The organism is Microbacterium sp. 18062 (genome assembly GCF_902706225.1).
GTDB lineage: Bacteria > Actinomycetota > Actinomycetes > Actinomycetales > Microbacteriaceae > Microbacterium.
Window position 1 is genome coordinate 19,344 of sequence record NZ_CACSKB010000035.1, and the last position, 26,895, is coordinate 46,238.

Consider the following 26,895-nt stretch of genomic DNA (forward strand, 5'->3'; position numbering starts at 1 on the left):
CGGGAACCCCGTGGCATCCGATCTCATGATGCCGAAGGACGAGCAGGCCGAGCGCATCCATGGTTCGGATGCGTGGTGTGCTGCCCATCGGCTTCCCTCCGCTTCTCTGAGCGTCGAGACTCAGGGTAACCCACCACGACACGCGCGGGCGCACGGAGGGAGGAACGGCGGGTGTCGTGTCGGCTTCGCGTCAGCGAACCCCGGCCGACGACCATCAGGACGGCCCCGGAAATCCTCCCAGGGATTCTCGGGTCAACGGTCCCGGCCGATGCCGTCCAGGATGACGCGGAAAAGTCCCTCCCAGGGACTTCCGCGTCGGTCAGCCCGCGTTGGAGAGCAGCCAGGCGTACGGGTCGACCAGTCCGCCGTTGAGACGCACCTCGAAGTGGAGGTGGTTGGCGGTGGACGAGCCGGTGCTGCCCATGAGTCCGATGATCTGACCGGCCTCGACGTACTGGCCGGGGGTGACGAGCACACCGCCCTCGACCATGTGCCCGTAGAGCGTGGTGACGGTCTGTCCGTTGATGACGCTGTCGAGCACGACCGCGTAGCCGTAGCCGTAGTACCAGCCGGCGACGCGGACGGTGCCCGCGGCGGCGGCGTACTCGGCGGTGCCCTGCGGGCCGAGCAGATCGATGCCCTGGTGGTAGCCGTCGGCGCCGAAGCCGCGGCCGACGGTGATGCCGGACATGTCGAGCGGCCAGCGCACCGCGCCGCTGCCGGGGGCGACCATGTTCAGGTCCACCGAGGCGGACGAGACGGAAGCAGACGATCCGGATGCGGCGACCCGCGCGGCCGCGGCCTCGGCCGCCTTCTTCTTCTCGACCTCTTCGGCCGTGGTGGCGGCGTAGCTGCTGCGGGAGAGCCCGGTGGTGGTGACGTCGGAGGCGACGACGAGCGACTGCGCGTTGTCGGCGGCCACCTGCTCTATCGTCACCGCCTCGGATGCGGTGGTGAGCTCGGACGTCGTGCTGAAGGCCGCGTAGGCGGGGAGGGCGACGGTCAGAACGAGTCCACCGACCATGCTCAAGGTGACGACGCTGCGCAGGGGCTTGCGGAAGCTGCGGCCGGAGAGGGGCTTTCTGGTGCGGGCCACCGTCGTCGAGGTCCGTGCCACACGATGCTTCGCCGTGCGCGCCATGTCGCGCATCCCGCGTCGGCTCGTGGGGGGACTCGCAGCGTCTGCGCCGGGTTCGCTCGCTGACGAATCGGTGTACTCGGCCAAATCTGTCCTCCGTCGCCTCTGCGTTCTCACGCTGGCTCGTCGGCATTCGTTGTCGGGGCACGATATGCGGGTTTCACCGCGGGAACGACGAGCCGTCAGAGGCAGATCCACGCGGGGTCCGACGGCGGGCTTCTCGCCTGTGGACGTCACGAGGCTACCGGAAGGTAACGAATAAGTCACGCTGAGAGGCGTTCGGGAGGAGCTTTCGACGGCTGTGGAGGACAGGTCGCGTCGGCTTCTCCGTGCCCCCGCCGGGCATTCCCCGGGAGGGGAGAACCCGGTCGCCGCCCTTCGTCTCGGAGCCTCGCTCCTCGCACGGGGACCGAGAGCGGAGACTCGCGGGTCAGCGGCCTGGGTATCTGACGACCAACGAAGGAGGCGAAGTCTCCCCCCTCCGGGGAGACTTTCGCTTCAGCTTCTCCGCGCCCCTGCGGGGCGCTCCGTGGGGCGCGAAAGTCCGCTCGCTGAACGAGCGCAGCGAGACGAAGCGTGAGGACTTTCGGGTCAGCGCTTCTCGTCGACCAAGAAGATGTGTCCGGCGACCTCGACCGGCAGCTCCAGGCCCTCGTCCGCGCCGTCCATCTGCACGAGCACGTATCCCTCGCTGAACTGGAACCCACCGCTCGCGCCGGGCACAACGCCCGCCCCGCGCAGCTGCTGGAGCAGCTCGGGGTCGACCTGGGCGGGCTCCGCGAGGCGACGGACCGTGCCGGTGATCGGGCCGCCCGTGGCATCGAGCAGCCGGACGAGACCGACCACACCCTCCTCGAACGTCGAGGTCGGCAGATCGCCCAGCTGGTCGAGACCGGGGATCGGGTTGCCGTACGGAGACTCGGTCGGGTGCCCGAGCAGCTCGACCAGACGTCGCTCGACCTGCTCGCTCATCACGTGCTCCCACCGGCAGGCCTCTTCGTGGACGTACGCCCAGTCGAGGCCGATGACGTCGCTGAGCAGTCGCTCCGCCAGACGGTGCTTGCGCATCACGTCGACGGCCTTCTGACGGCCCGAGCCGGTCAGCTCCAGGGTGCGGTCGTCGGAGACGACGACGAGGCCGTCGCGTTCCATGCGTCCGATGGTCTGCGAGACCGTGGGCCCCGAGTGCCCGAGGCGCTCTGAGATGCGCGCACGGAGGGGGACGATGTTCTCCTCCTCGAGTTCGAGGATGGTGCGCAGATACATCTCGGTGGTGTCGATGAGATCGGTCATGAATGTGTTCCTCGACGATTCGGAGCAGGTCAGGCAAGCCTATCCGTCCGCACGGCGCCGCGGCCGGATGACAGGACGATCCGAGCCCTAGAATCGAGCCATGCCCCACGTCGTGCTGCCCCGCGAGATCCTGCCCACCGACGGACGCTTCGGTTGCGGTCCGTCAAAGATCCGTCCCGAACAGCTGTCCGCGCTCGTCGGCCCCGGCGCCGCCGTCCTGGGGACCTCCCACCGGCAGGCCCCCGTGAAGAACCTCGTCGCCGGCGTCCGCTCGCGACTCGCCGACCTGCTGCGCCTGCCCGCCGGATACGAGATCGTCGTGGGCAACGGCGGCTCCACCGCGTTCTGGGACGCCGCCGCGTTCGGCCTCATCGAGCGCCGCGCGCAGAACCTCGTGTTCGGCGAGTTCGGTGGCAAGTTCGCCGCCGCAGCCGCAGCACCCTGGCTCGAGGCCCCCGATGTGCGCAAGGCCGCCCCGGGAACGAGCGCGTCGCCCGAGGCCGTCGAGGGCGTCGACGTCTACGCCTGGCCGCACAACGAGACCTCCACCGGCGTCGCGACGGAGATCCGCCGCGTCGAGGCGGATGCGGGCGCGCTGACCGTGATCGACGCCACAAGCGCAGCGGGCGGCATCGACGTCACGATCGCCGAGAGCGACGTCTACTACTTCGCCCCGCAGAAGAACCTCGGCTCCGACGGCGGCCTGTGGTTCGCCGCGGTGTCGCCCGCCGCGATCGAGCGGATCGAGCGGATCGCCGCATCCGGCCGCTACATCCCGGAGTTCCTGAGCCTGAAGAACGCGCTCGACAACTCCCGCCTGCAGCAGACGCTGAACACCCCTGCGCTCTCGACGCTGATCCTCCTCGACGAGCAGTTGCGCTGGATCATCGACAACGGCGGGCTGCAGTGGGCGGACGCACGCACGCACGAGTCCTCGGACGCCCTGTACGCGTGGGCGGAGGCCTCATCGGTCGCGACCCCGTTCGTCGCCGACCCGGCCGACCGCTCGCCGGTCGTCGTCACGATCGACTTCGACGAGAGCGTGGATGCGGCGGCGATCGCGGCGAGCCTTCGTCACAACGGCATCGTCGACACCGAGCCGTACCGCAAGCTCGGCCGCAACCAGCTGCGGATCGCGACGTTCACCTCGATCGAGCCGGACGACGTGCGCCAGCTGATCCGGTCCATCGACTACACGCTCGAGCACAGCTGACCCGAAAGTCTCCCCGCCCCGGTTCTGTTGAACAGGCGCATTGCCTGGATTTTCCCCACCCCACGGAGTGCCCCGCCAGGGGCGCGGAGAAGCTGACCCGAAAGTCTCCGCGTTCAGCTGAGCGGATGCCGACGGCTCGAGAGTCGTCGCGGCGTCTCAGCGGCTGGCGCTCAGCGCTCGCCGCCGGTGTCCTCGGACTCGTCCGGGTCCTCGTCACCGTCCGGATCGTCATCGGAGAACTCGCCGTCGTCGGAGAACTCGCCGTCCGGTTCGTCGTCGACGTCGCCCTCCGAGTCGAGTTCGTCGATGTCGACGCCGTCGACGTCGCCGGCGTGCAGCACCCGGGATCCGTCGTCGTCGAAGTCCCCGGAGTCGAGGTCGTCATCGAGGTCGTCCAGGCCATCGGGCTCGTCGCCGTCAGTGGCGTCGCTCTCGGCGGCGTCCGCCGATTCGGCGAGCAGGGCCTGCTGGGCGTGGTACTCCGCCAGGCGCATCGCCCACGGTACCCACTCGGGCGCCAGCAGCGCGCCGTCGCCGGGCAGCAGCTCGGCCTCGAGCACGGTCGGCTCCGCGTCGTCGACCACGGCGAGCGATACGGTCCAGTACCAGCCCGGATAGCCGGCGAGGCGGTTCTCGAAGCGCAGCGATACGACGCCGTCCACCTCGATGCGGTATCCGGCGGCCGGCCCGACCGAGGTGGCTGCGGTGATCTCATGGAGTGCCGCGAGCGCGAGATCGTGCGCGGCGAGCAGCCGCGGGTCGGGCTCGGCAGCAGGAAGAGATGCGGACTCGCCCGCATCCTCCGCCTCGTCGCGCCTCCGGGTGTCGGTGGCGGCGATCTCACCGGTCGACGTCACCTCGACGGCACGCGATTCGGCGGTCTCCGCGATGGCCTCCACGGGGACATCGTCGGCGCCGTCCTCGGCGCCGGAGGACTCAGGCGTCGAGGTCATCGGCGACCTTGCGCAGGACCGCGGCGATCTTCTTCGCGTGCGACGAACTGGGGTAGCGCCCGTGGCGAAGATCGGCGCCGATGCCGTCGAGGAGCTTTACGAGGTCCTCGACGATCACGGCCATGTCGTCGGCCGGCTTGCGGGAGCGCTTCGCGAGGCTGACGGGCGCTTCGAGCACCCGCACCGAGAGCGCCTGCAGCCCGCGCTTGCCGTCGGCGACGCCGAACTCGAGACGCGACCCGGGCTTGAGCGTCGTCGCCCCCTGCGGCAGGGCCGTGGCGTGCAGGAAGACATCCTGGCCGTCATCGGTCGTGATGAAGCCGAAGCCCTTCTCCTCGTCGTAGAACCTGACCTTGCCGGTGGGCATGGAAACCTCGCTGGATCATGCGGCCGCGGGATCGCGGGCGCGGCGGGACGCAGGGATCGGTGGACCCCAACCTCCAGCCTACGGCACCGGGTGCGAGGCGGTAGGCTGATGAGGATGAGCAAGCCCACTCCCGCCGGCGACCTCCCGGTCCGTCGCATCGACCGCGTTCTGGCGTTCATGTCGCTGGGGCTGCTCGTGCTGTCGATCATCTGCTTCCTCGCGATCATGATCGGCTCGGCATCCGGTGCCGACTTCAGCACCGGCGTCTGGCCGGCCGTGGGCGTCCTCGTCTACATCGCCCCCCCGGTCGCGTTCGTGATGATGCTCGCCGTCATCATCATGGCCTTCGTGCGAAGGGCTCGGGCCAACCGAGCGGACTGACCGGTGGACGACTCCTCCGACGAACGCGCGCTGGCGACGATGCTGGCCGCGTCCGGCGATGCGGAGCTTGCTGAACTGTTCGAGGCCCGCCGGCTGCCCCTGCCGAGCACTGCCCACGACTTCTTCGACGTCGCGGCGGCGCTTCTGACCGACACCGCCGTCGATAAGACCCTCACCCGCCTTCCCGCGGCCCTGCTCTCCGCGCTGACGGATGCCGACGGCGCGGGCGTCGATGAGCGCGCGCGCGCCGCCCTCGGCGCGCTCGCGCTCATCGATGCGAACGCACGCCCGTTCGACGCCGTCCGTTCGCGCCTGGACGCTCTGCGCGTACGGACGCCGGCGATCCCCCTCGATGCCTCCCCCGCCCCGGCCCGCGCCGACGCCGCCGCGACCGCTGCCGCCGCGGAGCGCGCCTTCTCGGCCGTCGCCTCTCTGACAGACGTCCTGCTGGCGGCGTCCGCCGCGCCGCTGCCGCGCACGGGCGCGGGCACGGTCAGCGTGGCCGAGCGGCGCCGCCTGGTCGAGGACGGCGCCGTCGTCGACGTCGACGAGCTCGACGATCTGCTGGCGCTGGGCCGGGACGCCGCTCTCCTCGGCGACGTGGAGCGCGCCTGGACGGCGACCGGTACCGCCGTCGACTGGCTGGCGGAGGCAACCTCCGCCCGCTGGGCGGCCGTGGCCCGTGGATTCGTCGCGCACCTGCCGCTGGGTCTGCGGACGCCCCTCGGCGGCTTCGTCTCCCCCGGGGCCTGGGCCGCCGCCTACCCCCTCGACGCGGAGTGGCCCGGCCAGGCGGCCGCGCTTCTGCGACGCGCCATCCGATGGGGCATCCTCGCCGAGGCGGCCGTCGAGCCGGCCTGGACCACCGATCTGCGCGAACACGGGACACCCGACCTCGCCGAGTTGGACGCGCACCTGCCGCCCGAGGTCGACCGCATCTATCTGCAGGCCGATCTGTCCGCGATCTCGCCCGGGCCCCTCGCTCCGAAGTGGGAGCAGAGGCTGCGGACGATGACGGTGCGCGAGACGCGCGCGCAGGCGTCGACGTACCGCTTCACGGTCGAGTCGCTCACCACGGCGGTCAGCGCGGGCGAGTCCGCGCAGTCGCTGCGGGCGTTCCTCGGCGAGCTGTCGCTGACCGGCATCCCCCAGCCCCTCGACTACCTCATCGAGACCACCGCGGCCCGGCACGGCCTCATCCGGGTCTCGACGGACGCGGACTCCGGTCGCACGGTCGTGCGCAGCCCCGATCCCCAGGTGCTCGCGACCATCGGCGTCGACCAGGCGCTGCGTCCGGTCGGCCTCGTCCCGCACGAGGGGGCGCTCGTGTCCCGCGCGTCGCGGGACGCCGTCTACTGGTCGCTCGTGGATGCCCGCTACCCCGTCGTCGCGGTGGACGAGGACGACGACGTGGAGCGCGTGTCGCGCCGCGTCGCGCGGTCGGCATCGACGGAGCAGACCGCCGCGGAACGCTATGCGCGACTCATCGAGACCCTCCGGTCGGCGCACGGACCGGATGCGGACGCCGCCTGGCTCGAGCGCGAACTCGAGCAGGCGGTCCGCGCACGCACATCGATCGACGTCGTGGTGCGGCTTCCCGACGGGTCGGCCCGCACCTTCTCGCTCGAGGCGACCGGCATCGGGGGCGGCAGGCTCCGCGGTCTCGACCGCGCCGCCGACGTCGAGCGCACCCTGCCGCTCACGAGCATCGTCAGCGTGCGTCACCCCTGAGGGCTGTCGCCCCGCGCCCTGGATCCCCGTTTCCCGGCATGCCGACCTCCCTCGCGCGACGCCCGGTAGACTTTCCCGTTATGGCTGACGGACCCCTCATCGTGCAGAGCGACCGCACGGTACTGCTCGAAGTGGCCCACCCCGATGCCGAGGACGCCCGGCACGAGCTCGCCGTCTTCGCCGAGCTGGAACGCGCCCCCGAGCACATCCACACCTACCGGATCACCCGCCTCGGCCTCTGGAACGCCCGCGCCGCCGGTCACGATGCCGAGGACATGCTGGCCACCCTCGACCGCTGGTCGCGGTTCCCGGTCCCCCCCTCGGTGTCCACCGACATCCGCGAGACGGTGACCCGCTACGGACGTCTGGTGATCGAGCGCGGCCCGTACGGCGACGAGCAGTCCGCGCTCATCCTGCGGTCGACGGACGAGGCGGTCCTCACCGAGGTCGCCCGCAACAAGCGCATCGCGCCGCTGTTGATCGCGCACCCCGCCGCCGACACCTATGTCGTCGACCCGTGGGCGCGCGGGCACATCAAGCAGGAGCTGCTCAAGATCGGCTGGCCCGCCGAGGACCTCGCCGGGTACACGCCCGGCACACCGCATCCGATCGCCCTCGACGAGACCGAGTGGTCATTGCGCCCCTACCAGCGCAAGGCCGTCGACATCTTCACCGAGGGTGGATCGGGCGTCGTGGTGCTGCCCTGCGGCGCCGGCAAGACGCTGGTGGGGGCGGCGGCGATGGCCGACACGAAGACCACGACGCTCATCCTCGTGACCAACGCCGTCAGCGCCCGCCAGTGGCGCGACGAGCTGCTCAAGCGCACCTCGCTCACGGCCGAGGAGATCGGCGAGTACTCGGGGCAGGTCAAAGAGATCAAGCCGGTCACGATCGCGACCTATCAGATCCTCACCGCCAAGCGGAAGGGCGAGTACGCGCACCTGGCGCTGCTCGACGCCCTCGACTGGGGCCTCGTCGTCTACGACGAGGTGCATCTGCTTCCCGCCCCGGTGTTCAAGCTGACCGCCGACCTGCAGGCGCGACGCCGGCTGGGCCTCACCGCGACGCTCGTGCGCGAGGACGGCCGCGAGGGCGACGTGTTCAGCCTGATCGGCCCCAAGCGGTTCGACGCCCCCTGGAAGGAGATCGAGGCCCAGGGCTTCATCTCCCCCGCGGCCTGCTACGAGGTGCGCGTCGACCTTCCCGCCTACGAGCGGCTGGAGTACGCGGCGGCGGCCGACGAGGACCGCTACCGGCTCGCCGCGACCGCGCCGGCAAAGATCGACGTCGTCCGTTCGCTCGCCGAGCGGCACTCCGGCGAGCAGATCCTCGTCATCGGCCAGTACCTCGACCAGATCGACACGATCGCCGACGCCCTCCAGGCACCGAAGATCACGGGAGCGACGCCCGTCGACGAGCGCGAGCGGCTCTACCAGGCGTTCCGCGACGGGACCGTGCCGCTGCTGGTGGTGTCGAAGGTCGCGAACTTCTCGGTCGACCTGCCCGAGGCGTCCGTCGCCATCCAGGTGTCGGGGTCGTTCGGCTCCCGCCAGGAGGAGGCCCAGCGCCTCGGGCGTCTTCTGCGCCCGAAGACGAACGGACACACCGCGAGCTTCTACACGCTCATCGCCCGCGACACGGTCGATCAGGACTTCGCGCAGAACCGCCAGCGCTTCCTCGCCGAGCAGGGCTACAGCTACACGATCCTGGATGCGGAGGGGCTCGTCGCCGCCTAGCCCGCCGACGCCGCCCGGCCCCGGTGTCAGGCGGGACGGAGGACGGCGCGCGCCGGGTCGAAGAGGCCGATCGGCAGGTCGGTGCGGCCGTCGATCGTCAGATCGGCGAGGATCTCGCCGATCACCGGCACGAACTTGAAGCCGTGCCCGCTGAATCCGCACGCCACCTGCACCTGAGCGTGCTCGGGGTGCGTCCCGATCACGAAGTGCTCGTCGGGCGTGACCGAGTAGAGGCAGGTCTTGGCCTGCACGAGCGGCCCCGTCAGACGGGGGAAGAGCTGCACCGCGCGCTCGCGCATGTCCTCGACCTCCGCGTCGTACACGGTGCGGTCGATCGTCCCGGCCGTGGTGGGCGTGCCCTTGCGGAAGAAGCCCAGCTTGAAACCGCCGGCCGGCCCGTCGGTCATGGGGAAGCCGTAGATCTGGCCGTTGGCGTGGGTCTCCTCGATGTACACCGGATGCCGGGCCTCGCTCCAGCTCGCGTAGGGCACCGCGTCCGTGAACTCGGGGGTGAACCAGTAGAAGATCATGCGTTCGATCGACAGCGGCAGCCCGAGCTCGGGCAGCACCGTCGGCGCCCACGGCCCCGGGGTGACGACGAGCCGGTCGGCGCCGTAGACGCCCTGCGTGGTGACCACCCGCACCCCGCCGCCCGCGGTCGTCTGCCAGTGCGTGACCGGCTCGTGGAAGCGGAGCGTCGCGCCTTTGCGGGCCGCGACCTCGGCGTTGGCGATGGTGGTCTCCTCGGGTCTCACGTACCCGGCCTCCCGCTCGTAGACGGCGAGCGCGTCGTCGGCGGGGTCCATGGTGGGAAAGCGCCGGCGCACCTCGTCGGCGTCGAGCACCTCGTGGTCGAGCCCGTGCTCCTTCGCGGCCAGCCTGCTGCCCGCGAAGGTCGGGCTGTCCGGATCCCCCAGATAGATCCCGCCGCAGAGCTCCATGATCCTCCGGCCCGACTCCTCCTCGAGCGCGCGCCAGAGATCGTAGGCGCGGCGCAGCAGCGGCACGTACTCCGGGCTCTCGAAGTACGACTGCCGGATGATGCGGGTGCCGCCGTGGGCTGCGCCCTGGTCGTGGCCCGGCTCGAACGTCTCGAGCCCCAGCACCTTCAGCCCGCGCCCGGCGAGGCTGTTGGCCGCCGCGCCTCCCATCGACCCGACTCCCAGGACGATGACGTCGTAGTGCTCCATGGGATTCCTCTCGTTCCGGCCGCTCGGCGCGTCGCGGCCGCCCGACGCCGGCGCGTCTCTCAGCGCAGGATGTGCGCCATCTCGGGATCGAACAACGGCTCGGCCCGCACGGTGGCCGCCAGCCGCTCGCCGAAGTACTCGACCTCCACGGCCACGCCCGGGACGGCCTGCTCCTTGGGCAGCCACGCGTAGGCGATCGTCCTGCCGATCGTGTACCCCTGGTCGGCGCTCGTGACGTATCCCACGGCGCGTTCCTCCCCGAGCGGGAAGACGGGCTCGGCGCCCAGCAGGATCCCGCCCGGGTCGTCGAGGGTCAGGCAGGCCAGGCGCCTCGTGTCGGCACGGGAGGCAAGGGCGTCACGGCCGGCGAAATCGCCCTTTCCCGGCCTGACCGCGAAGTCCAGGCCCGCCTCGGCCGGCGTGTGCTCGCGGGTCATGTCGACGCCGTACGACCGGTAGCCCTTCTCCAGCCGCAGGCCGTTGAAGGCCCGCCGGCCCGCCGCGACGATCCCGGCATCCGCTCCCGCATCCCACAGGGCGTCCCACAGGTGCAGCCCGAAATCCGCCGTGGTGTAGAGCTCCCAGCCCAGCTCTCCGACATAGCTGACCCGCAGGGCGAGCACGGGGGCGCCCGCGACCCGGAGCTCCCGGGCGCGGAAGTACCGCAGTCCCTCGTGTGAGATGTCGTCGTCGGTCAGCTTCTGCAGCACCTCGCGGGCCTGCGGCCCCCAGAGCCCCAGCCCGCATCCTCCGGCGGTGACTGGGCGGATGCGCACGTCCGCGGGGGCGTGGGCCTCGAGGTGGACGCGGTCGAGGTTGCCGTTGGTGCCGAGCAGATAGCGGTCCTGGCCGAGACGGGTGACCGTGACGTCGGAGAGGATGCCGCCCCGCGCATCGAGCAGCAGCGTGTAGACCACCCGGCCGATGGCCACGTCGACCTGGTTGCTGGAGACCCGGTTCAAGAAGGCTGCGGCGCCGGGGCCCTCGACCTCCAGCCGCGGCAGCGGCGAGAGGTCGTAGAGCGCCACGCGCTCGCGGGTGGCCCTCGCCTCGGCGGCGGCGATGGGAGACCAGCCCTCGGAAGCCCACGGGTCGCGGGCGGGAGCGGCATCGAGGCCGTCGAGGAGCGGCGCGTTCGCCTCGAACCACAGCGGGCGCTCCCATCCGTCGCCCTCGCCGAAGACGGCGCCGAGCTCGACCTGGCGGGGATGGAAGGGGCTCCTGCGCAAGCCGCGCAGGCGTTGCGTGGGACGATGCGGATGCCAGATGTCGTAGACCTCGTCGTACGCCTCCTCGGCCCGCTCCCGAGTGAAGGCACGGCTCACCACGGCGGGGTCGAAGCGCGTGTACTCGAGCCCGTGCGTGTCGACGCCCGGGTCGTCGGCGACGATCCAGTCGGCGATGACCTGGGCGACCCCCGCCGACTGGGTGACCCAGACGGCCTGGGCGAGCCACAGGCCGTCGACGTGCGGCACGGGTCCGAGCATGGGACCGCCGTCGGGAGTGAACGAGAAGATGCCGTTGAAGCCCCCGTCGAAGGCCACCTCGCGCAGTTCGGGGAGAAGGCGCCGCGCCTCCTCCCAGGTCGGTTCGAAGTCGTCCCAGGCGAGCGGATGCATCGCCGGGTGCACGCCCGTCGCCGCGTGCTCGTCGGCGGAGGCGATCTCCGACTGCTCGAGCGGGATGGGGCGATGGTTGTAGGCGCCGATGCCGATGCGGTCGACGTACTCGCGCAGGTAGAGCGAGAAGTCCTGGTGGCGCAGCATGGGCCGGGTGGCCTCGTCCCGCTCTGTGTTCCTGCCCACGAGCGAGGGCACCGTGGCGCTCATGCCGAAGCCGTGCTCCATGGGCTGCATCGGCAGCTCGAAGCCGAGGAGCTCCCGCGTGATCCCCGGGCCCCACAGGCCGCCGGCCGCGATCACGATGTCGGCGGGAACGTGCTCGGATGCGGCATCCGCCCGAGGCACGGGCACGACGTCGACGCCCGTCACCCGTCCGCCCTCCCGGGTGATGCCGACGACGCGCGTGCGTCCCCGGATCCGCGCCCCGCGGTCGATGGCCCGCTCGGCCTGCCATTGCACGGCGGGCACGGACTTCACGATCGCATCGGTCGGGGTCAGGTACCCGCCGAGCACGGCGGAGGTGTCGAGGCCGGGCCAGAGCCGCCCGCATTCCTCGGCGTCGATCAACGACGACGGGATGCCCCACGACGAGGCGAGCCCGTGCCGACGTGCCAGGTCGTGCAGCCGCTCGGGAGTCGTGGCGATCTCGAGTCCGCCGACGCGCTTGCTCAGCCATTGGCCGTTCAGGCGGATGCCGTCGAGCTTGTCGAGGGTTCGGGTCGCGAGCCGGCTCATCGTGCGGTTCGGGCTGGTCTGGTAGACGAAGCCGGGCGCGTGCGACGACGATCCGCCCGTCACGTAGAGAGGCCCCTGCTCGAGGACCGTGACATCGGTCATGCCCCTCAGTGCCAACTCGTCGGCCAGCGCCGCTCCGACGACGCCCAGACCGATGATCACGACGCGCGGCCGCGGCGAGAGGCCGGGGAGACGGGTCACGGCGCGCACCTCCGAGAAAGAGCCGGATCTATGTTGCGAATAATGCAACATGATGTTCACTACGCAACACAGTAGGCGCGAGGCGCCTCTCCGACAACCGCCGCCCGAGGGTGCGGAGCACTGTTTACACGCCCGTTACGCGAGGGGCGAGTGCGGCCGGTCGGTCAGACTGCGTCGGGGCCCGGCGAGCCGAGCCGCGTGCTGAGACGCCGCGCGTGGGCGCGCAGCGTCTCCACGAGGACGGGGAAGTGCTCCCCCGACATGCGAAAGCTCGGCGCCGTCACGCTCAGCGCGGCGACGACCTTGCCGCCGAGCCCCCGCACCGGCACGGCGAGCGCGTTGGTGTCGTACTCCCATTCCTCGACCGCGGCCGCCCACTCCCGCTCGCGGATCTCCTGCAGGTGCTCCTCCAGCGCGACGGGATCGGTGATGGTGTGCTCCGTGCACTGCTCGAGCTGCGTCGACAACGTGCCCAGCAGGACCTCGTTCGGCGCGTACGCGAGCAGGACCTTGCCCGTGGAGGTCGCGTGCAGCGGCGTGCGCTGGCCGACGTACTGCCGCGTGACCGAGACCAGCTTCGTGCCCGTGGTCTGGGTGATGTTGACGGCTGAGCCGTTGTCGAGGATCGCGACGTTGCTGGTCTCGTTGAGCTCGCCGGTCAACTCGTCGCAGACGACCTGGGCGTCCTTGACGATGTCCATCCGCGCCGTGATGTGCCCGGCGAGCCGCAGCACCCCCAGTCCCAGACTGTAGGTCCCGCGCTTCTCCTCCTGCTCGACGAGGTTGCGCGCCTCGAGCGTTGCGAGCAGGCGGAAGGCCGTCGACCGATGCACGCCCAGCTGCCGGGATATCTCGCTGACGCCGAGAGAGCGCGCCTCCGAGAGCATCTCGAGGATCTGGATCGCACGATCGACCGACTGCACGGTCCCGTCCGGCGCCGGCTCGGTCTCCACCATCCTTCCACCCTACTGGTGTTGCGCCTGACGCACGGGGTGCACGACGTGCGCCATGGGCTCGCTCGGCACCCCGCAGTCACGTCGGCATCCCGCGTACCGACCACCCGGCCGAGACGAGAATGCATGCCGAACGATCACCCTCGTCCCGGCTGATTCCCCTCGGCAGAGCACGACCTCCGGATGCAGCCGCACGGCGCTGCGCTGCCCGTCGGCGCCGCGCAGCGCAGCGCCCTCTTCTCCCCCGCCGGCCTCGCGCGGCCGCACGCGAGGGCGCCGCGTGTTTCCGCGCGGTAAATTCCTGCCGCGCAGCTCGGATCCGCCTTGACAGGGCCTCGTCGACGTCCTCATTCTGTTGTGTATTACGAGATATCGTGCGTAATGCGCATCACATGAACACCCGCTCCACCGGCACGAGAGACCCTTCTTCCATGCTGCGCATCTGCTCGCTGAGCGACCTCCCCGAAGACGAGGGCGTCCGCTTCGACACCGTCACTCCGCCCATCGCGCTGTTCCTCAGCGCGGGCGAGGTCTTCGCGATCGACGACACGTGCACCCATCAGGACGCCTCGCTCGCTGAGGGATGGGTCGAGGAGTGCCGCGTCGAATGCCCTCTGCACGCCAGCACCTTCTCGCTGCGCACCGGCGAGGTCGACGTACCGCCGGCCAAGCTGGGGGTACGGACGCACCGCGTCGACGTGGTCGACGGCGAGGTCTACGTCGAGCTCTCCGGAGAGACGCCCAACCTGCCGCCCGGGGTGACGTACTGATGCCGGCCTCCCGCATCGCGATCGTCGGCGCAGGTCTCGTCGGCTACACCGTGGCGCGCGTCCTGCGCGCCGAGGGCTACGCCGGCGAGATCGTCGTCGTCGGCGCCGAGCGCCACCGCCCTTACGACCGCCCACCGCTGAGCAAGGCGTACCTGCACGGCGAGGTGGACGACGGAGGCCTCTCCCTCGAGGCTCCGGGCGAGCATCTCGACGTCGACTGGCGCCTGGGCTCGGCCGCGGTGGGGCTGGACGCATCGACCCGTACTCTCGCCCTCGCCGACGGCTCCGCTCTCACCGCCGACCACATCGTGCTCGCGACCGGCGCCGCACCGCGCCGCCTGCCGGACGTCGCGATGCCGGTCACCGGCCGCGGGATCGCGCCGCTGCGTCCCGCCGCGTACGTCGTCGGCACGATCGAGGACGCCGCGGACCTGCGCCGAGCGCTCGTGCCCGGAACCTCCGTCGTCGTCGCCGGGGCGGGATTCGTCGGCCTTGAGGTCGCGGCCACCGCCGCCGCCCTCGGAGCGGCCTCCGTCACCGTCGTCTGCGCCGACGAGTCCCCGCTGAGGTCGGCCTACGGCGCCGAGGCGAGCGCCGCCGTCCGCGCGCTCCACGAGCGGGCAGGCGTACGTTTCGTCACGGGGACGCGCGTCTCGGGCGTACGGCGCGACGGCTCCGGTGAGCCCCACGGCGTCGTCCTGGCGGACGGACGGGAGCTCGAGGCATCCGTCGTGGTCGCCGGTGTCGGAGCCGTCCCCGCGACCGGTTGGCTCGCGGACAGCGGCCTGAGACTCACCGCCCGAGGCGCCGTGGCATGCGATGAGCGCGGCGTGGCCGCCCCCGGGGTGCGCGCCGCCGGCGACTGCGCCTCATGGCGGGACGAGCCCTGCGCCCACTGGACCCGTGCCCGGGAGCAGGCCGAGCTCGTGGCCCGCGACATCGTCGCGCCGGGCGCCGCAGCCCCCTCCGACGCTCCGGCCTACGTGTGGAGCGATCAGCACGGCGTGCGCCTGCAGTTCGCGGGCCGCCTGCGCGGCGGTGAGACCGCGACCGTCGAGGCCGGCGGCATCGACACGGGCGATGTCTTCCTCGTGTACCGCGATGACACCGGCACCGAGGTCGCCGCACTCGGCATGGACCAGGTCCGCCTCATGATGCGCTGGCGCAAGACCCATCCCGCCCCGCTGCGCCCGCCCGGCGACGCCGTGGCCGCCTGACGGGCGGGGCAGGCATCCGCACCCACCACCACCAGAGGATGTGACTCACGATGATCATCGAGCAGCTGGACAAGCCCCTCCCCGGTTCCCTCCTCCCGACGCTCTCCGGCGGCTACTACACGGACCCGGGCGTGTTCGCCGCCGAGCAGGAGCTCATCTTCGAGCGGTCGTGGTTCTGCGTGCTGCACGGCAGCGACATCCCGAACCCCGGCGACTACAAGCTCGTGCAGGTCGGACGCGAGCAGCTGATCGTCTCACGCAACCGCAAGCGCGAGATCCGCGCGTTCTTCAACGTGTGCCGCCATCGCGGAATGCGCGTGTGCACCGAGGACTCCGGCAACCGCCGCAGCTTCCAGTGCGGCTACCACGCCTGGACCTACGACCTCGACGGCACGCTGATCGCGGCGCCGAACCTGACGAAGATGCCCGACATCGACCGCGACGACTACGGCCTGCAGCGGATCCACGTGCGCGAATGGCTCGGCTACGTGTGGGTGTGCACCGCCGAGGATCCGCCGTCGTTCGAGGAGAGGGTGCTCGGCGAGGTCGTGGGGCGTCTCGGACAGGTCGAGAGCCTCGACCACTACCAGGTGGAGAACCTCAGGATCGGCAGGCGCATCGGGTACGAGGTCAAGGCGAACTGGAAGCTCATCATCGAGAACTTCATGGAGTGCTACCACTGCGCCACCATCCACCCCGAGCTGACCGAGGTCATCCCGGAGTTCGCCGAGGGTTGGGCCGCGCAGACCAACGTCGGCCGCGGCGCCGAGTTCGGCGACGACATCGAGGGCTTCACCGTCGACGGCTCGGCGGGCGTGATCGAGCTGCCGCTCATCGCGCCCGATCAGGAACGCCGTTACTTCGCCATCACGATCCGGCCGAACGTCTTCATCAACATGGTGCCCGACCACGTCATCATCCACCGCATGTTCCCGACCTCCGAGTCCTCCACCTACGTGGAGTGCGACTGGCTGTTCCTGCCCGAGGTGGTCGATGCCGGACTCGACGTCTCGAAGTCGGTCCAGCTGTTCGACCGGGTCAACCTGCAGGACTTCGACGCCTGCGAGAAGACCCAGCCGGCGATGGCGTCGCGGCTCTACCGGGCGGGTGGCGCGCTCGTGCCCGCCGAGCACCACATCGCCTTCTTCCACGAGTGGCTGCGAGAGGCGCTGGAGGCGTGACCGAGGTCTACGACTACGTCGTCGTCGGCGGCGGCAGCGCGGGGAGCGTGCTGGCGAACCGTCTCTCGGCCGATCCCGACGTCTCGGTGCTGGTGCTGGAGGCCGGCCGCAGCGACTGGCCGTGGGATCTGTTCATCCACATGCCGGCGGCCCTGACGTTCCCGAGCGGACGCCCCCTCTACGACTGGCGCTACGAGTCCGAGCCCGAGCCGCACATGCATGGACGTCGCGTCGCGCACGCCCGCGGCAAGGTCCTGGGCGGATCCTCGTCGATCAACGGCATGATCTTCCAGCGCGGCAACCCGCTCGACTACGAGCGCTGGGCGGCTCTCCCGGGTCTCAACGACTGGGACTACGCGCACTGCCTGCCGTACTTCAAGCGGATGGAGAACGCGCTGGCGGCGGCGGCGGACGACCCGTTCCGCGGCCACGACGGCCCGCTCGAGCTGGAGAGGGGGCCGGCGACCAACCCGCTGTTCCAGGCGTTCTTCGACGCAGCCGTCGAAGCCGGCTACTCCCGCACCGACGACGTGAACGGCTTCCGCCAGGAGGGGTTCGGGCCCTTCGACCGGAACGTGCGGCGCGGGCGCCGGCTCTCGGCATCCCGCGCGTACCTCTGGCCGGTGCGCCGCCGCCGCCCGAACCTCACCGTGACCACGCGCGCCTTGGTCACACGCGTGCTCTTCGACGGCACGCGCGCCACCGGCGTGCGGTACCGCCACAACGGCCGGATGCGGACCGCGAGCGCCGGAGAGGTCGTCCTCGCGGGCGGCTCGATCAACACCCCGCAGCTGCTGCAGCTGTCGGGGGTCGGAGCAGCCGACCATCTCCGGGGCCTCGGTCTCGCACCCGTCGTCGACCTTCCCGGAGTCGGCGAGAACCTGCAGGACCACCTGGAGGTCTACATCCAGCACAGAGCCACGCAGCCGGTGTCGATGCAGCCTTATCTGAAGCCGGCCAGCATGCCGCTGACGGGCCTGAAGTGGCTGCTCGGGCGCACAGGCCCCGCCGCGACCAACCACTTCGAGGGCGGCGGGTTCGCGCGCTCCAACGACGAGGTGGGCTGGCCCAACCTGATGTTCCACTTCCTGCCGGTCGCGGTGCGCTACGACGGTCAGGTCGCCGATGTGCCGCACGGCTACCAGGTGCACATCGGCCCCATGTACGCCGACACGATCGGGCGCCTGCGCATCCGCTCCCCCGACCCGACGGCGCATCCCGAGCTCGTCTTCAACTACCTCAGCACCGAGAAGGACCGCCGGGAGTGGGTCGAGGCGATCCACGTCGCCCGCGACATCCTGTCGCAGCCCGCGCTGCGTCCGTTCGACGGCGGCGAGATCGCGCCGGGGTCCGGGGTCTCCACCGATGCCGAGATCCTCGACTGGGTGGGCCGGGAGGCCGAGACGGCGCTGCATCCGTGCGGGACCGCGAAGCTCGGACCCGATTCGGACCTGCTCGCCGTGACAGATCCCGGCACGATGCGCGTGCACGGCCTCGACAACGTGCGGGTCGTGGACGCCTCGGTCATGCCCTTCGTCACCAACGCGAACATCTACGCGCCCACGATGATGATCGCCGAGAAGGCCGCCGACCTCATCCTCGGCAAGGCTCCGCTGCCCGCCGAGGACGTCCCCTTCTTCGTCGCGGACGGGCCGGCGAAGCGCTCGGCCTGAGACCTGCGGAGCGGATACGCGGCAGCCGGTTACCTGCGTGTTTCGGCGCATGAACCTTGTGTATCGATCCCGGTCGCGGGGGTGCGTGCATCTGATCGGCTCGCCACAATGAAAAGCGCGCATCACGCACGAATGTTGCGTATAGCGCATCATTGAGATCACGAGGGGTGACGCGAGACCCATGACCGCGAGCAGCACGGTGTACGTCGACGGGGCATGGCGCGAGCCGCACTCCCCGGCCGTGCGCGAGATCCGCTGCCCCGCCGACGGCTCGCTCGTTCGCACCGTCACGGAGGCGGACGGCCGGGACGCCGCTTCCGCCGTCGAGGCCGCCGCCGCGGCCTGGCGCGCCGGCTCGTGGGCCGACACCCCCGAACCGGAGCGCGGCGCGCTGCTCGAGCGCGTCGCCGACCTCATCGAGCGCGACCTGGAGGACTACGCGGAGGCCGAGTCGCGGGACACCGGCAAGCGCATCGCCGAGTCCCGGTACGACATGCACGACGTCATCGCCTGCTTCCGCTACTACGCCCGGGTCGCCGGCACTCGCACCGGCCGCCTGGTCGACACCGGGAACCCCCTCGTCCGCAGCCGCATCGAGTACGCGCCGGTCGGCGTCTGCAGCCTCATCACCCCGTGGAACTATCCGCTGCTGCAGGCGTCCTGGAAGATCGCCCCCGCCCTGCTGGCCGGCAACTGTCTCGTGCTCAAGCCCAGCGAGCTCACGCCCTCCACGGCGATCCTTCTCATGGGCACCCTCGCCGGGGCCGGTCTCCCCGCCGGCGTCGCGAACCTCGTCACCGGAACGGGCGCGGAGGTCGGCGAGGTGCTCACGACGCACCCGGCGGTCGACCTGGTCTCCTTCACCGGCGGTCTCTCCACCGGCGCGCGCGTCATGGCCGCCGCATCCGCCACGGTCAAACGGGTCGCCCTCGAACTGGGCGGCAAGAACCCCAACGTGGTGTTCGCCGACGCCGACGCCGAGGCGGCGCTCGACCAGGCCCTGACCGCGATCTTCCTGCACAGCGGCCAGGTGTGCTCCGCGGGTGCGCGGCTCGTGATCGAGGAGTCGTTGCACGACGGCTTCGTCGACGCGCTCGTCGATCGCGCGCAGCGCATCCGTCTCGGCGGTCCCTTCGACGAGGCGGCCGAGACCGGGCCACTCATCTCCGCCGCCCACCGCGAGAAGGTCGACGCCTATGTGCGGACGGGGATCGCCGAGGGGGCGATCCTGCGCTGCGGCGGCCGCCCCCCGGACGGCGAGCAGTACGCCCGCGGCCACTACTACCTGCCGACGGTCCTCGACCGCTGCCACAGCGGCATGGGCGTCGTGCACGAGGAGAGCTTCGGCCCCGTGCTCACCGTCGAGACGTTCCGCGACGAGGACGAGGCGGTGCGCATCGCGAACGACACCGTCTACGGTCTCGCCGGCGCCGTATGGACACAGGACGCCGGACGGGCGCAGCGGGTCGCGAGCCGCCTGCGGCACGGCACCGTCTGGATCAACGACTACCACCCCTATCTGCCGCAGGCCGAGTGGGGTGGCTTCGGGCGGTCCGGCAACGGGCGGGAGCTCGGCCTCGCGGGTCTCGACGAGTACCGCGAGACCCGTCACGTCTACCACAACCTCGACCCGCGCCCGCAGCACTGGTTCTCGCCCACGGACTGATCGCCTCGGCCCGTTGCACGCGAAGGGATGCACATGATGAGCACCACCAGCACGGCATCGACGGACGTTCCCGAGGCGCCGACGCCAGATCCCGACTTCGTCGTCGACGGCCTCTGGAAGGTCTTCGGGGAGCAGCCGGAGCGGGTCGTCGCAGACCCCGAGTATGCGTCCCTCTCCCCCTCCGAGATCCTCGAGCGCACCGGCAACGTCGTGGCCGTCCGCGATCTCAGTTTCACGGTCGGCAAGGGCGAGGTCTTCGTCATCATGGGGCTGTCGGGCTCGGGCAAGTCGACGCTCGTGCGGTGTCTGACGCGCCTGATCGAGCCCACCGCCGGCAGCATCCGTCTGCAGGGCGACGATCTGCGGGCCCTCGATGCGGGATCGCTCCGCGAGCTGCGCCGCCGGAAGGCCTCGATGGTGTTCCAGCACTTCGGCCTGCTGCCGTTTCGCACGGTGGTCGAGAACATCGCCTACGGACTCGAGATCCGCGGGATGGGCAAGGCCGAGCGGCGCGCCCGCGCCCTGCAGATGGTGGAGCTCGTCGGCCTCGGCGGCTACGAGTGGCGCTACCCGGCGCAGCTCTCCGGCGGTATGCAGCAGCGCGTCGGTCTCGCCCGTGCGCTCGCCGGCGACCCCGACGTGCTCCTGTTCGACGAGCCCTTCTCCGCCCTCGATCCCCTGATCCGCCGCAACATGCAGAACGAGATCGTGCGCCTGCACCACGAGATGGGCAAGACGATGGTCTTCGTCACCCACGATCTCGCCGAAGCGCTCAGGCTGGGCGACCGCATCCTGATCATGCGACACGGCGAGCTGCAGCAGGTGGGCACCGGCGCGGAGCTGGTGGGCGCGCCCGCCAACGACTACGTCGCCGACTTCGTCTCCGACGTGCCGATCGCATCCGTGCTCACGCTCGAGTGGATCGCACGACCCGGCGATCTCGCCCCCGACGCGGTCGCCCTGCCTGCGGGCACCGTCATCGCGGACGCGATACCGGTCGTGCTCGGCACGCCGAACCCGATCCGGGTGGTCGATGAGGAGGGCGCCACGCTGGGCGCGGTCGACCGCGACGCGCTGCTGCGCAGCGTCGCCGGAGAGCGGAACCCGAGCGATCGGATGCCGCAGCCATGAGCGAGAGCCTCCCGCCGACCACCGTGGAGATCGCCAGGATCGAGGCCGCCGCCGTGAGGGCGGCACCCCGCCCGCGAGCGATCCCGCCGTGGGCGTGGATGCTGATCGGCACCGGTGTGGTCTGGCTCGTCCTGTTCGCGATCTTCCACGGCCGGGGCACGGACGTGCTGCCCGCCTCGACGCTCACCGACGTGCAGAGGACGCTCAACGACGTCAAGGACTGGGTGGCCGCCAACCGCACCTCGAATCCCGTGCTGCTCGCGCTCGAGGGCATACGGATCGTCGTGAACGCCGTCGTGCAGGCGCTGCTCGCCCTGCTGGCGACCACCCCCTACGGGCTCGGGTACCCCGAGATCGGATGGCTCGGCTCCACCCTCCTGATCGGGTTCCTCGCCTGGACGACCGGCAACGCACGCGTCGCCGGTCTCGCCGTGGGCGTGCTCGTGTTCATCGGCGTGCAGGGCCTCTACACCGAGGCCATGCAGACCCTCGCGATCACACTGGCCGCGGTGCTGTTCTCCTTGCTGATCGGCGTCCCGCTCGGCATGTGGGCAGGCCGGTCGCCGCGGGTGGGGCGCGTGGTGACGCCCGTGCTCGATTTCATGCAGACGATGCCGACCTTCGTCTATCTGGCGCCCCTCGCCCTCGTCTTCCTCATCGGCCCGGCCTCGGCGGTCATCGCGACCGTCGTCTACGCCGCGCCTCCGGTCATCCGGCTCACCGCCCACGGCGTGCGCGATGTGCCCGAGTCGATCGACGAGGCCGTCGCGTCGCTCGGCGCGACACCGGGCCAGCGCATGCGCTCCGCAGTGCTGCCGCTGGCCCGCACCTCGATCGTGCTCGGCATCAACCAGACCACCATGGCCGCCCTGTCGATGGTCACGATCGCCGCGCTCATCGCGGCTCCCGGCCTCGGCCAGACGGTCGTGCAGGCGCTGCAGTCGCTCAACGTCGGCCGCGCCTTCAACGCCGGCCTCGCAGTGGTGCTCCTGGCGATCATGCTCGACCGGGTCACCACCGCGATCGGCGAGCGCGGCGACCCGCTCGTCGCTGCGGCCCGCAGGCAGAGCTCGCCGCTGGCGCGCCGCATCGGCTACGGCATCGGCGCCGTCGTGACGGCCGTGGGCGTGCACCTCTCGCGCACCCAGCTGTGGGCCGCGGTCTTCCCCGGCCGGCTCGAGATCGGCGACACGATCCAGACCGCGGTGAACGCGGCGTCGGACTGGGTCAAAGGGACGTTCGGCGTCGTCACCGGCGGGCTGCAGGAGATCGCCACCGTCGGAGTGCTCAACCCGCTTCAGTCCCTGCTGCAGCAGTCGCCGGTCGTCGTCGTCATCGCGGTCTTCGTGATCGTCGCGGGAATCGCCGGCGGACGGCTGCTCGCGGCCGGCACGACCGCCGGGCTTCTGCTGGTCGTGTGGCTCGGAGTCTGGGGCGCCTCGATGGTGACGCTCGCGTCGACCCTGGTCGCCACCGCGATCGTGGTGGCGTTCGCGCTCGTCGTCGGCGTGTGGATGGGGCGCTCGCCGCGCACCGACCGCATCGTGCGTCCCGTGCTCGACGCCGCGCAGACGATGCCCGCGTTCGTCTACCTCGTGCCGTTCCTGGGCCTGTTCGGCCCGAGCCGTTTCACCGCGATCGTCGCCGCCGTCATCTACGCGGCCCCGATCTCGATCAAGATCATCGCGGACGCGATCCAGCGGCTGCCGGAGAGCCTGCGAGAGGTCGCGCTCTCGACGGGGTCCTCCAGCTGGCAGGCGATCACCAGGATCCAGCTGCCCATGATCCGCCGCGCGATCGCGCTCGCCGTCAACCAGGGGCTCATCTACGTGCTCGCGATGGTCGTGATCGGCGGTCTGGTCGGCGGCGGCGGCCTGGGATACCTCGTCGTCGCCGGCTTCGTGCAGGGCGAGCTGTTCGGCAAGGGGCTCGCCGCGGGGCTCGCGATCGTGATCTGGGGCATGCTCCTCGACCGCACCACCCAGGCGTTCGCCCACCGCGGGCAGCGCACCGCCGCAGCGTCGAAGCGTCGCCTGCGACGCCTGCTCCCGCCGATCGCCCGGTCGGCTCGAACGCACACAGCCTGAGCGGGAAGGCCCCGCTCAGGCCCAGACGAGACGCCCGCGTCTCACGGAGGGAGATCACATGCACCGAGTAGCCATGAACCGTCGGCGGTCCGCCCGTCTGCTGTCGTCGTTCGCGATCGCCTCGATCGGCGCGCTGACGCTGAGCGCGTGCGGCTCGTCGCTCAACGAGGGCGGATCGGACGGCGACGCGTCGGCGTGCGGCACCACCAGCCTCGCGATGAACGACTGGGTCGGGTACACGGCCAACGCGGCCGTGTACACGTACCTCGCCGAGACCGAGCTGGGCTGCACGATCGATCAGAAGTCGATCTCGGAAGAGGTCGCCTGGCAGGGCTTCGCGACCGGCGAGGTCGACGCGATCATCGAGAACTGGGGTCACGACGACCTCAAGGAGAAGTACATCGAGACCGACGGCGTCGCCGTCGAGGTCGGTCCCACCGGCAACGAGGGGATCATCGGCTGGTACCTGCCGGAGTGGATGGGCGAGGAGTACCCCGACCTCACCAGCTGGGAGGACCTCAACGAGTACGCCGACCTCTTCGCGACGAGCGAGTCGGGCGGCAAAGGCCAGCTTCTCGACGGCGACCCGAGCTACGTCACCAACGACGAGGCGCTCGTGGCGAACCTGGGGCTCGACTTCCAGGTCGTCTACGCCGGTTCCGAGGCGGCGCTCATCGAGGCGTTCCGCGCCGCGGAGACGAACCGCACGCCGTTGCTCGCCTACTTCTACGAGCCGCACTGGTTCCTCTCCGAGCAGGCGCTCGTTCACCTCGAGCTGCCCGCGTACACCGAGGGCTGCGACGCTGATCCCGAGGCGGTCGCCTGCGACTACCCTCCGTACGTGCTCGACAAGATCGCATCGGCGGAGTGGATCGAGGCCGGCTCCCCCGCCGCGCAGCTGTTCGAGAACTTCCAGTGGACCAACGACGACCAGAACGTCGTGTCGGCCTACATCTCCGAGGAGGGACTGACGCCGGCGGCGGCGGCCGAGCGATGGGTGACGGAGAACCCCGACAAGGTGGCGGCGATGCTCGAGGGAATCTCCTGAGACCCTGCCCGGATGGACCGGGCCCGGTGAGATGTCCGGACCGGGTGAGGGCGCGCTCCTCGCCCGGTCCGGACGTGCTGTCGCCGGCCCGAGCCACGCCGCGGAGGGAGGTTTCAGGACGCGCGTAGGGAGAGCGGACCATAATGGGCCTATGACCGCACCGCGCATCCTCGTCGTGGACGACGAACCGAACATCCGCGACCTGCTCATCACGAGCCTGAAGTTCGCCGGATTCCAGGTCCGAGCCGTCTCCAACGGCGCTCAGACGATCTCCGCGGTCCTCGAGGAGGAACCGGATCTCATCGTGCTCGACGTGATGCTGCCCGACATGAACGGGTTCAGCGTCACGAAACGCCTCCGCGAGGCGGGGTACACGGCACCGATCCTGTTCCTCACGGCCAAGGACGACACCGAGGACAAGATCACCGGTCTCAACGCCGGCGGCGACGACTACGTCACGAAGCCCTTCTCGCTCGATGAGATCGTGGCCCGCATCCAGGCGATCCTGCGCCGCACGATGCAGGCCGACGAGGAGTCGGTCATCCGCGCCGGCGAGCTCACGATGGACCAGGACACGCACGACGTCTTCGTCGGCGACACGCAGATCGAGCTCAGCCCGACCGAGTTCAAGCTGCTGCGCTACCTGATGCTCAACCCCAACCGGGTGCTGTCGAAGGCACAGATCCTCGACCACGTGTGGGAGTACGACTTCAACGGCGACGCGGGCATCGTCGAGAGCTACATCTCGTACCTGCGCCGGAAGATCGACCCGCACTCGGCGGAGTCCCTCATCCAGACCAAGCGTGGATTCGGATACATGCTCAAGGCCGGCAAATCCGCCTGAGCGGAAGGACCACATCCTGGGCGAGAGCGACGGCATCACGCGCTGGTGGCGCAGCATCAGCCTGCGCGCGAAGGTCACCGGCGTCACCGTCGCGGTCCTCGTGATCGGACTCGTCGCCGCAGGCCTGGGCACCATGGTGTTCCTGCGCACGACCCTGCTCGCGAACCTGGACTCGAACTTGAAGCAGGTCGCTCAATCCGCCATCGCCAACTCGCTCGTGACGACCACGCTCAACAACGACGGCACTCTGACCTTCGCTCGACGCGACGATGCCGCCAACACCGCGTACACGGTGGCGTTGTACGAGTGCTCCACCGAAGGCATCCGGATCGTCGTCGCGGGCGGGCAGGATTCTGCGTCGACTCCGGTGCTGCCGGCCACCTTCCCGTGCGATCAGGCGTACATCTCGCAGGAGTCGGTGTTCCCGTTGGACGGAGATCCGACCGGCGCCTTCCACGCGACGGTCATCGTGACGCCCATCGACGATGTCTCGGCGACCGTCGTGCAGCTCGTCGCCACGCCGACCGCGCCCACCGAACGCATCATCGCGACCTATCTCGGCATCTACACGCTGCTCGCCCTGGTCACGGTCATCGCGAGCGCGTTCCTGGTGCGCTGGGTCGTGACGCTGACGTTCCGCAGCCTCGGACAGGTCGAGCGCACGGCCGAGGCGATCGCGGGGGGAGATTTCAGCCAGCGGCTCACCGACATCGAACCTGCCACCACCGAGGTCGGCCGGCTGAAGCGGGCCATCAACGCGATGCTCGGCCGCGTCGACGCCTCGCTCTCCGACCGCGACGCGACCGTGCGGCAGATGCGCCGCTTCATCGGGGACGCAAGTCACGAGCTGCGCACCCCGCTCGTGACCGTGCGCGGCTACGCCGAGCTCTACCGGATGGGCGCCATCCCGGATGCCGACGGCACCGCGCAGGCGATGGAGCGCATCGAGAAGGAGGCGATGCGGATGACCTCCATGGTCGAGGACCTCCTCGCCCTCGCCCGCCTGGACGAGCGCCGGGACATCGTCTTCACAGCGGTCGACCTGCGTCCCATCGCGCGCGACGCCGCCCTGGACGTGCGCGCCGCCGCTCCTCAGCGCCGCGTCGCCGTGCGGGACGACGGCGCCGCTCGCCCCACGACGCTGCAGACCCCGCGGCTGCCGCCGCCGCTGCCGAGCGCCGAGGCTCAGACCAGACGCCGCGGCCCCGTCCCGACGGCCGCGATCGGCCTCGCCTCACGGCTCCGCCGTCGACCCCGCGACACCGGGGAGATCCCGGCGCTGCCCGCCGTGTTCGACGAGGTGTCGCCCGTCATGCCTCCCGTGGTCATGGGCGACGAGAACCGCATCCGGCAGGTGATCGCCAACCTGCTGGGCAACGCGCAGCGGTTCTCGCCCGTCGACTCCCCCATCGAGATCCGCGTCGGCACCGACGACGAGACGCGCATGGGATGGATCGAGGTCATCGACCACGGCGAGGGGATCCCGGAGCAGATCCGGTCGCAGATCTTCCAGCGGTTCTGGCGCGCGGACACATCGCGTGCCCGCGAGACCGGCGGATCGGGGCTCGGCCTCTCGATCGTCGCCTCGATCGTCGAGACGCTCCGCGGCACGGTCGCCGTGACCGACACCCCGGGCGGCGGCGCGACCTTCCGTGTCTCGCTCCCGCTCGCGGCCGACCAGGATGCGGCAGCGCACCTGCTCATCGAGACCCAGCCGTTGCCTCCGCTGCCGCCACTGCCCGGCCCGCTCGGCTGAGCGACCCCC

Annotated in this window: 21 protein-coding genes; 14 read left to right on the forward strand and 7 right to left on the reverse strand. The window is 70.7% G+C overall.

Translation table 11 applies throughout. From position 1 onward, the window contains the following. Positions 1-319 precede the first annotated feature (319 nt). Together GVL03_RS13090 and GVL03_RS13095 are read right to left on the reverse strand one after the other, a co-directional pair. Positions 320-1,141 (reverse strand): M23 family metallopeptidase, encoded by an 822-nt coding sequence (locus tag GVL03_RS13090; RefSeq protein WP_200847175.1) that lies wholly within the window; start codon positions 1,139-1,141, stop codon positions 320-322. A 588-nt stretch (positions 1,142-1,729) separates the two neighbouring features. Continuing rightward, positions 1,730-2,431: a metal-dependent transcriptional regulator gene (locus tag GVL03_RS13095; protein ID WP_159501447.1), complete on the reverse strand. Its 702-nt coding sequence runs from the start codon at positions 2,429-2,431 to the stop codon at positions 1,730-1,732. Between the two features lie 100 nt (positions 2,432-2,531). Here GVL03_RS13095 and serC point away from each other — a divergent pair, with 100 nt between their 5' ends. Further along, entirely contained in the window at positions 2,532-3,644 is a 1,113-nt protein-coding gene (serC, locus tag GVL03_RS13100; protein ID WP_159501448.1) for a phosphoserine transaminase, read from the forward strand. A gap of 170 nt (positions 3,645-3,814) precedes the next feature. Here serC and GVL03_RS13105 read toward each other — a convergent pair whose 3' ends face one another. Together GVL03_RS13105 and GVL03_RS13110 are read right to left on the reverse strand one after the other, a co-directional pair. Continuing rightward, on the reverse strand, positions 3,815-4,597 hold the full coding sequence (locus tag GVL03_RS13105; protein ID WP_159501449.1) for a DUF3027 domain-containing protein: 783 nt from the start codon (positions 4,595-4,597) through the stop codon (positions 3,815-3,817). Beyond that, positions 4,581-4,964, reverse strand: a complete 384-nt coding sequence (locus GVL03_RS13110; RefSeq protein ID WP_159501450.1) for a cold-shock protein — start codon at positions 4,962-4,964, stop codon at positions 4,581-4,583. Before GVL03_RS13110 ends, GVL03_RS13105 begins: the two co-directional genes overlap by 17 nt. 114 nt (positions 4,965-5,078) lie before the next feature. Here GVL03_RS13110 and GVL03_RS13115 point away from each other — a divergent pair, with 114 nt between their 5' ends. From GVL03_RS13115 to GVL03_RS13125, 3 genes are all read left to right on the forward strand, one after another. Further along, positions 5,079-5,345: a multidrug ABC transporter ATPase gene (locus GVL03_RS13115; protein WP_159501451.1), complete on the forward strand. Its 267-nt coding sequence runs from the start codon at positions 5,079-5,081 to the stop codon at positions 5,343-5,345. A 3-nt stretch (positions 5,346-5,348) separates the two neighbouring features. Then, positions 5,349-7,076, forward strand: a complete 1,728-nt coding sequence (locus tag GVL03_RS13120) for a helicase-associated domain-containing protein (RefSeq protein ID WP_235038160.1) — start codon at positions 5,349-5,351, stop codon at positions 7,074-7,076. An 80-nt stretch (positions 7,077-7,156) separates the two neighbouring features. Beyond that, complete coding sequence (locus GVL03_RS13125) at positions 7,157-8,812, forward strand: DNA repair helicase XPB (RefSeq protein ID WP_159501452.1); 1,656 nt, start codon at positions 7,157-7,159, stop codon at positions 8,810-8,812. A 26-nt stretch (positions 8,813-8,838) separates the two neighbouring features. On the opposite strand, the gene solA is transcribed toward GVL03_RS13125, so the two are convergent. The 3 genes from solA to GVL03_RS13140 form a co-directional block, all read right to left on the reverse strand. Then, positions 8,839-10,002 carry an N-methyl-L-tryptophan oxidase gene (gene solA / locus GVL03_RS13130; RefSeq protein ID WP_159501453.1) on the reverse strand — a complete coding sequence of 388 codons (1,164 nt, stop codon included), beginning with the start codon at positions 10,000-10,002 and terminating at the stop codon, positions 8,839-8,841. Between the two features lie 59 nt (positions 10,003-10,061). Beyond that, positions 10,062-12,560: an FAD-dependent oxidoreductase gene (locus GVL03_RS13135; RefSeq protein WP_235038161.1), complete on the reverse strand. Its 2,499-nt coding sequence runs from the start codon at positions 12,558-12,560 to the stop codon at positions 10,062-10,064. Between the two features lie 164 nt (positions 12,561-12,724). Further along, the gene (locus tag GVL03_RS13140) at positions 12,725-13,516 is read right to left on the reverse strand and encodes an IclR family transcriptional regulator (protein WP_159501454.1); all 792 of its coding nucleotides are present in this window, start codon (positions 13,514-13,516) and stop codon (positions 12,725-12,727) included. A gap of 428 nt (positions 13,517-13,944) precedes the next feature. Here GVL03_RS13140 and GVL03_RS13145 point away from each other — a divergent pair, with 428 nt between their 5' ends. The 10 genes from GVL03_RS13145 (at position 13,945) to GVL03_RS13190 (ending at position 26,886) form a co-directional block, all read left to right on the forward strand. Continuing rightward, a complete protein-coding gene (locus GVL03_RS13145; RefSeq protein WP_159501455.1) occupies positions 13,945-14,283 on the forward strand; it encodes a bifunctional 3-phenylpropionate/cinnamic acid dioxygenase ferredoxin subunit in 339 nt (112 codons plus the stop codon). Next, entirely contained in the window at positions 14,283-15,500 is a 1,218-nt protein-coding gene (locus GVL03_RS13150; RefSeq protein WP_159501456.1) for an NAD(P)/FAD-dependent oxidoreductase, read from the forward strand. The genes GVL03_RS13145 and GVL03_RS13150 overlap by 1 nt, the downstream gene beginning before the upstream one ends. 50 nt (positions 15,501-15,550) lie before the next feature. Continuing rightward, positions 15,551-16,681 (forward strand): aromatic ring-hydroxylating dioxygenase subunit alpha, encoded by a 1,131-nt coding sequence (locus GVL03_RS13155; protein WP_159501457.1) that lies wholly within the window; start codon positions 15,551-15,553, stop codon positions 16,679-16,681. Continuing rightward, on the forward strand, positions 16,678-18,354 hold the full coding sequence (betA, locus tag GVL03_RS13160; RefSeq protein ID WP_200847176.1) for a choline dehydrogenase: 1,677 nt from the start codon (positions 16,678-16,680) through the stop codon (positions 18,352-18,354). Before GVL03_RS13155 ends, betA begins: the two co-directional genes overlap by 4 nt. Before the next feature lie 181 nt (positions 18,355-18,535). Then, the gene (locus GVL03_RS13165; RefSeq protein ID WP_159501459.1) at positions 18,536-20,020 is read left to right on the forward strand and encodes an aldehyde dehydrogenase family protein; all 1,485 of its coding nucleotides are present in this window, start codon (positions 18,536-18,538) and stop codon (positions 20,018-20,020) included. Positions 20,021-20,056: 36 nt separating this feature from the next. Next, positions 20,057-21,151, forward strand: coding sequence for a glycine betaine/L-proline ABC transporter ATP-binding protein (locus tag GVL03_RS13170; protein ID WP_200847177.1), 1,095 nt, complete (start codon positions 20,057-20,059; stop codon positions 21,149-21,151). Next, complete coding sequence (locus GVL03_RS13175) at positions 21,148-23,238, forward strand: ABC transporter permease subunit (RefSeq protein ID WP_159501461.1); 2,091 nt, start codon at positions 21,148-21,150, stop codon at positions 23,236-23,238. The genes GVL03_RS13170 and GVL03_RS13175 overlap by 4 nt, the downstream gene beginning before the upstream one ends. Positions 23,239-23,311: 73 nt before the next feature. Beyond that, on the forward strand, positions 23,312-24,286 hold the full coding sequence (locus tag GVL03_RS13180; protein WP_159501462.1) for an ABC transporter substrate-binding protein: 975 nt from the start codon (positions 23,312-23,314) through the stop codon (positions 24,284-24,286). A 151-nt stretch (positions 24,287-24,437) separates the two neighbouring features. Further along, positions 24,438-25,130, forward strand: coding sequence for a response regulator transcription factor (locus GVL03_RS13185; RefSeq protein WP_159501463.1), 693 nt, complete (start codon positions 24,438-24,440; stop codon positions 25,128-25,130). Further along, positions 25,090-26,886: a cell wall metabolism sensor histidine kinase WalK gene (locus tag GVL03_RS13190; RefSeq protein WP_306770339.1), complete on the forward strand. Its 1,797-nt coding sequence runs from the start codon at positions 25,090-25,092 to the stop codon at positions 26,884-26,886. Before GVL03_RS13185 ends, GVL03_RS13190 begins: the two co-directional genes overlap by 41 nt. The last annotated feature ends 9 nt before the right edge of the window (positions 26,887-26,895 follow it).

Coding starts and splice junctions, on each gene's coding strand:
- GVL03_RS13180 (WP_159501462.1), top strand. CDS start 23,312: ATGAACCGTCGGCGGTCCGCCCGTCTGCTGTCGTCGTTCGCGATCGCC.
- GVL03_RS13140 (WP_159501454.1), bottom strand. CDS start 13,516: ATGGTGGAGACCGAGCCGGCGCCGGACGGGACCGTGCAGTCGGTCGAT.
- GVL03_RS13125 (WP_159501452.1), top strand. CDS start 7,157: ATGGCTGACGGACCCCTCATCGTGCAGAGCGACCGCACGGTACTGCTC.
- GVL03_RS13090 (WP_200847175.1), bottom strand. CDS start 1,141: ATGGCGCGCACGGCGAAGCATCGTGTGGCACGGACCTCGACGACGGTG.
- GVL03_RS13155 (WP_159501457.1), top strand. CDS start 15,551: ATGATCATCGAGCAGCTGGACAAGCCCCTCCCCGGTTCCCTCCTCCCG.
- GVL03_RS13175 (WP_159501461.1), top strand. CDS start 21,148: ATGAGCGAGAGCCTCCCGCCGACCACCGTGGAGATCGCCAGGATCGAG.
- GVL03_RS13185 (WP_159501463.1), top strand. CDS start 24,438: ATGACCGCACCGCGCATCCTCGTCGTGGACGACGAACCGAACATCCGC.
- serC (WP_159501448.1), top strand. CDS start 2,532: ATGCCCCACGTCGTGCTGCCCCGCGAGATCCTGCCCACCGACGGACGC.
- GVL03_RS13095 (WP_159501447.1), bottom strand. CDS start 2,431: ATGACCGATCTCATCGACACCACCGAGATGTATCTGCGCACCATCCTC.
- GVL03_RS13115 (WP_159501451.1), top strand. CDS start 5,079: ATGAGCAAGCCCACTCCCGCCGGCGACCTCCCGGTCCGTCGCATCGAC.
- GVL03_RS13165 (WP_159501459.1), top strand. CDS start 18,536: ATGACCGCGAGCAGCACGGTGTACGTCGACGGGGCATGGCGCGAGCCG.
- GVL03_RS13105 (WP_159501449.1), bottom strand. CDS start 4,597: ATGACCTCGACGCCTGAGTCCTCCGGCGCCGAGGACGGCGCCGACGAT.
- GVL03_RS13110 (WP_159501450.1), bottom strand. CDS start 4,964: ATGCCCACCGGCAAGGTCAGGTTCTACGACGAGGAGAAGGGCTTCGGC.
- solA (WP_159501453.1), bottom strand. CDS start 10,002: ATGGAGCACTACGACGTCATCGTCCTGGGAGTCGGGTCGATGGGAGGC.
- GVL03_RS13170 (WP_200847177.1), top strand. CDS start 20,057: ATGAGCACCACCAGCACGGCATCGACGGACGTTCCCGAGGCGCCGACG.
- GVL03_RS13145 (WP_159501455.1), top strand. CDS start 13,945: ATGCTGCGCATCTGCTCGCTGAGCGACCTCCCCGAAGACGAGGGCGTC.
- GVL03_RS13150 (WP_159501456.1), top strand. CDS start 14,283: ATGCCGGCCTCCCGCATCGCGATCGTCGGCGCAGGTCTCGTCGGCTAC.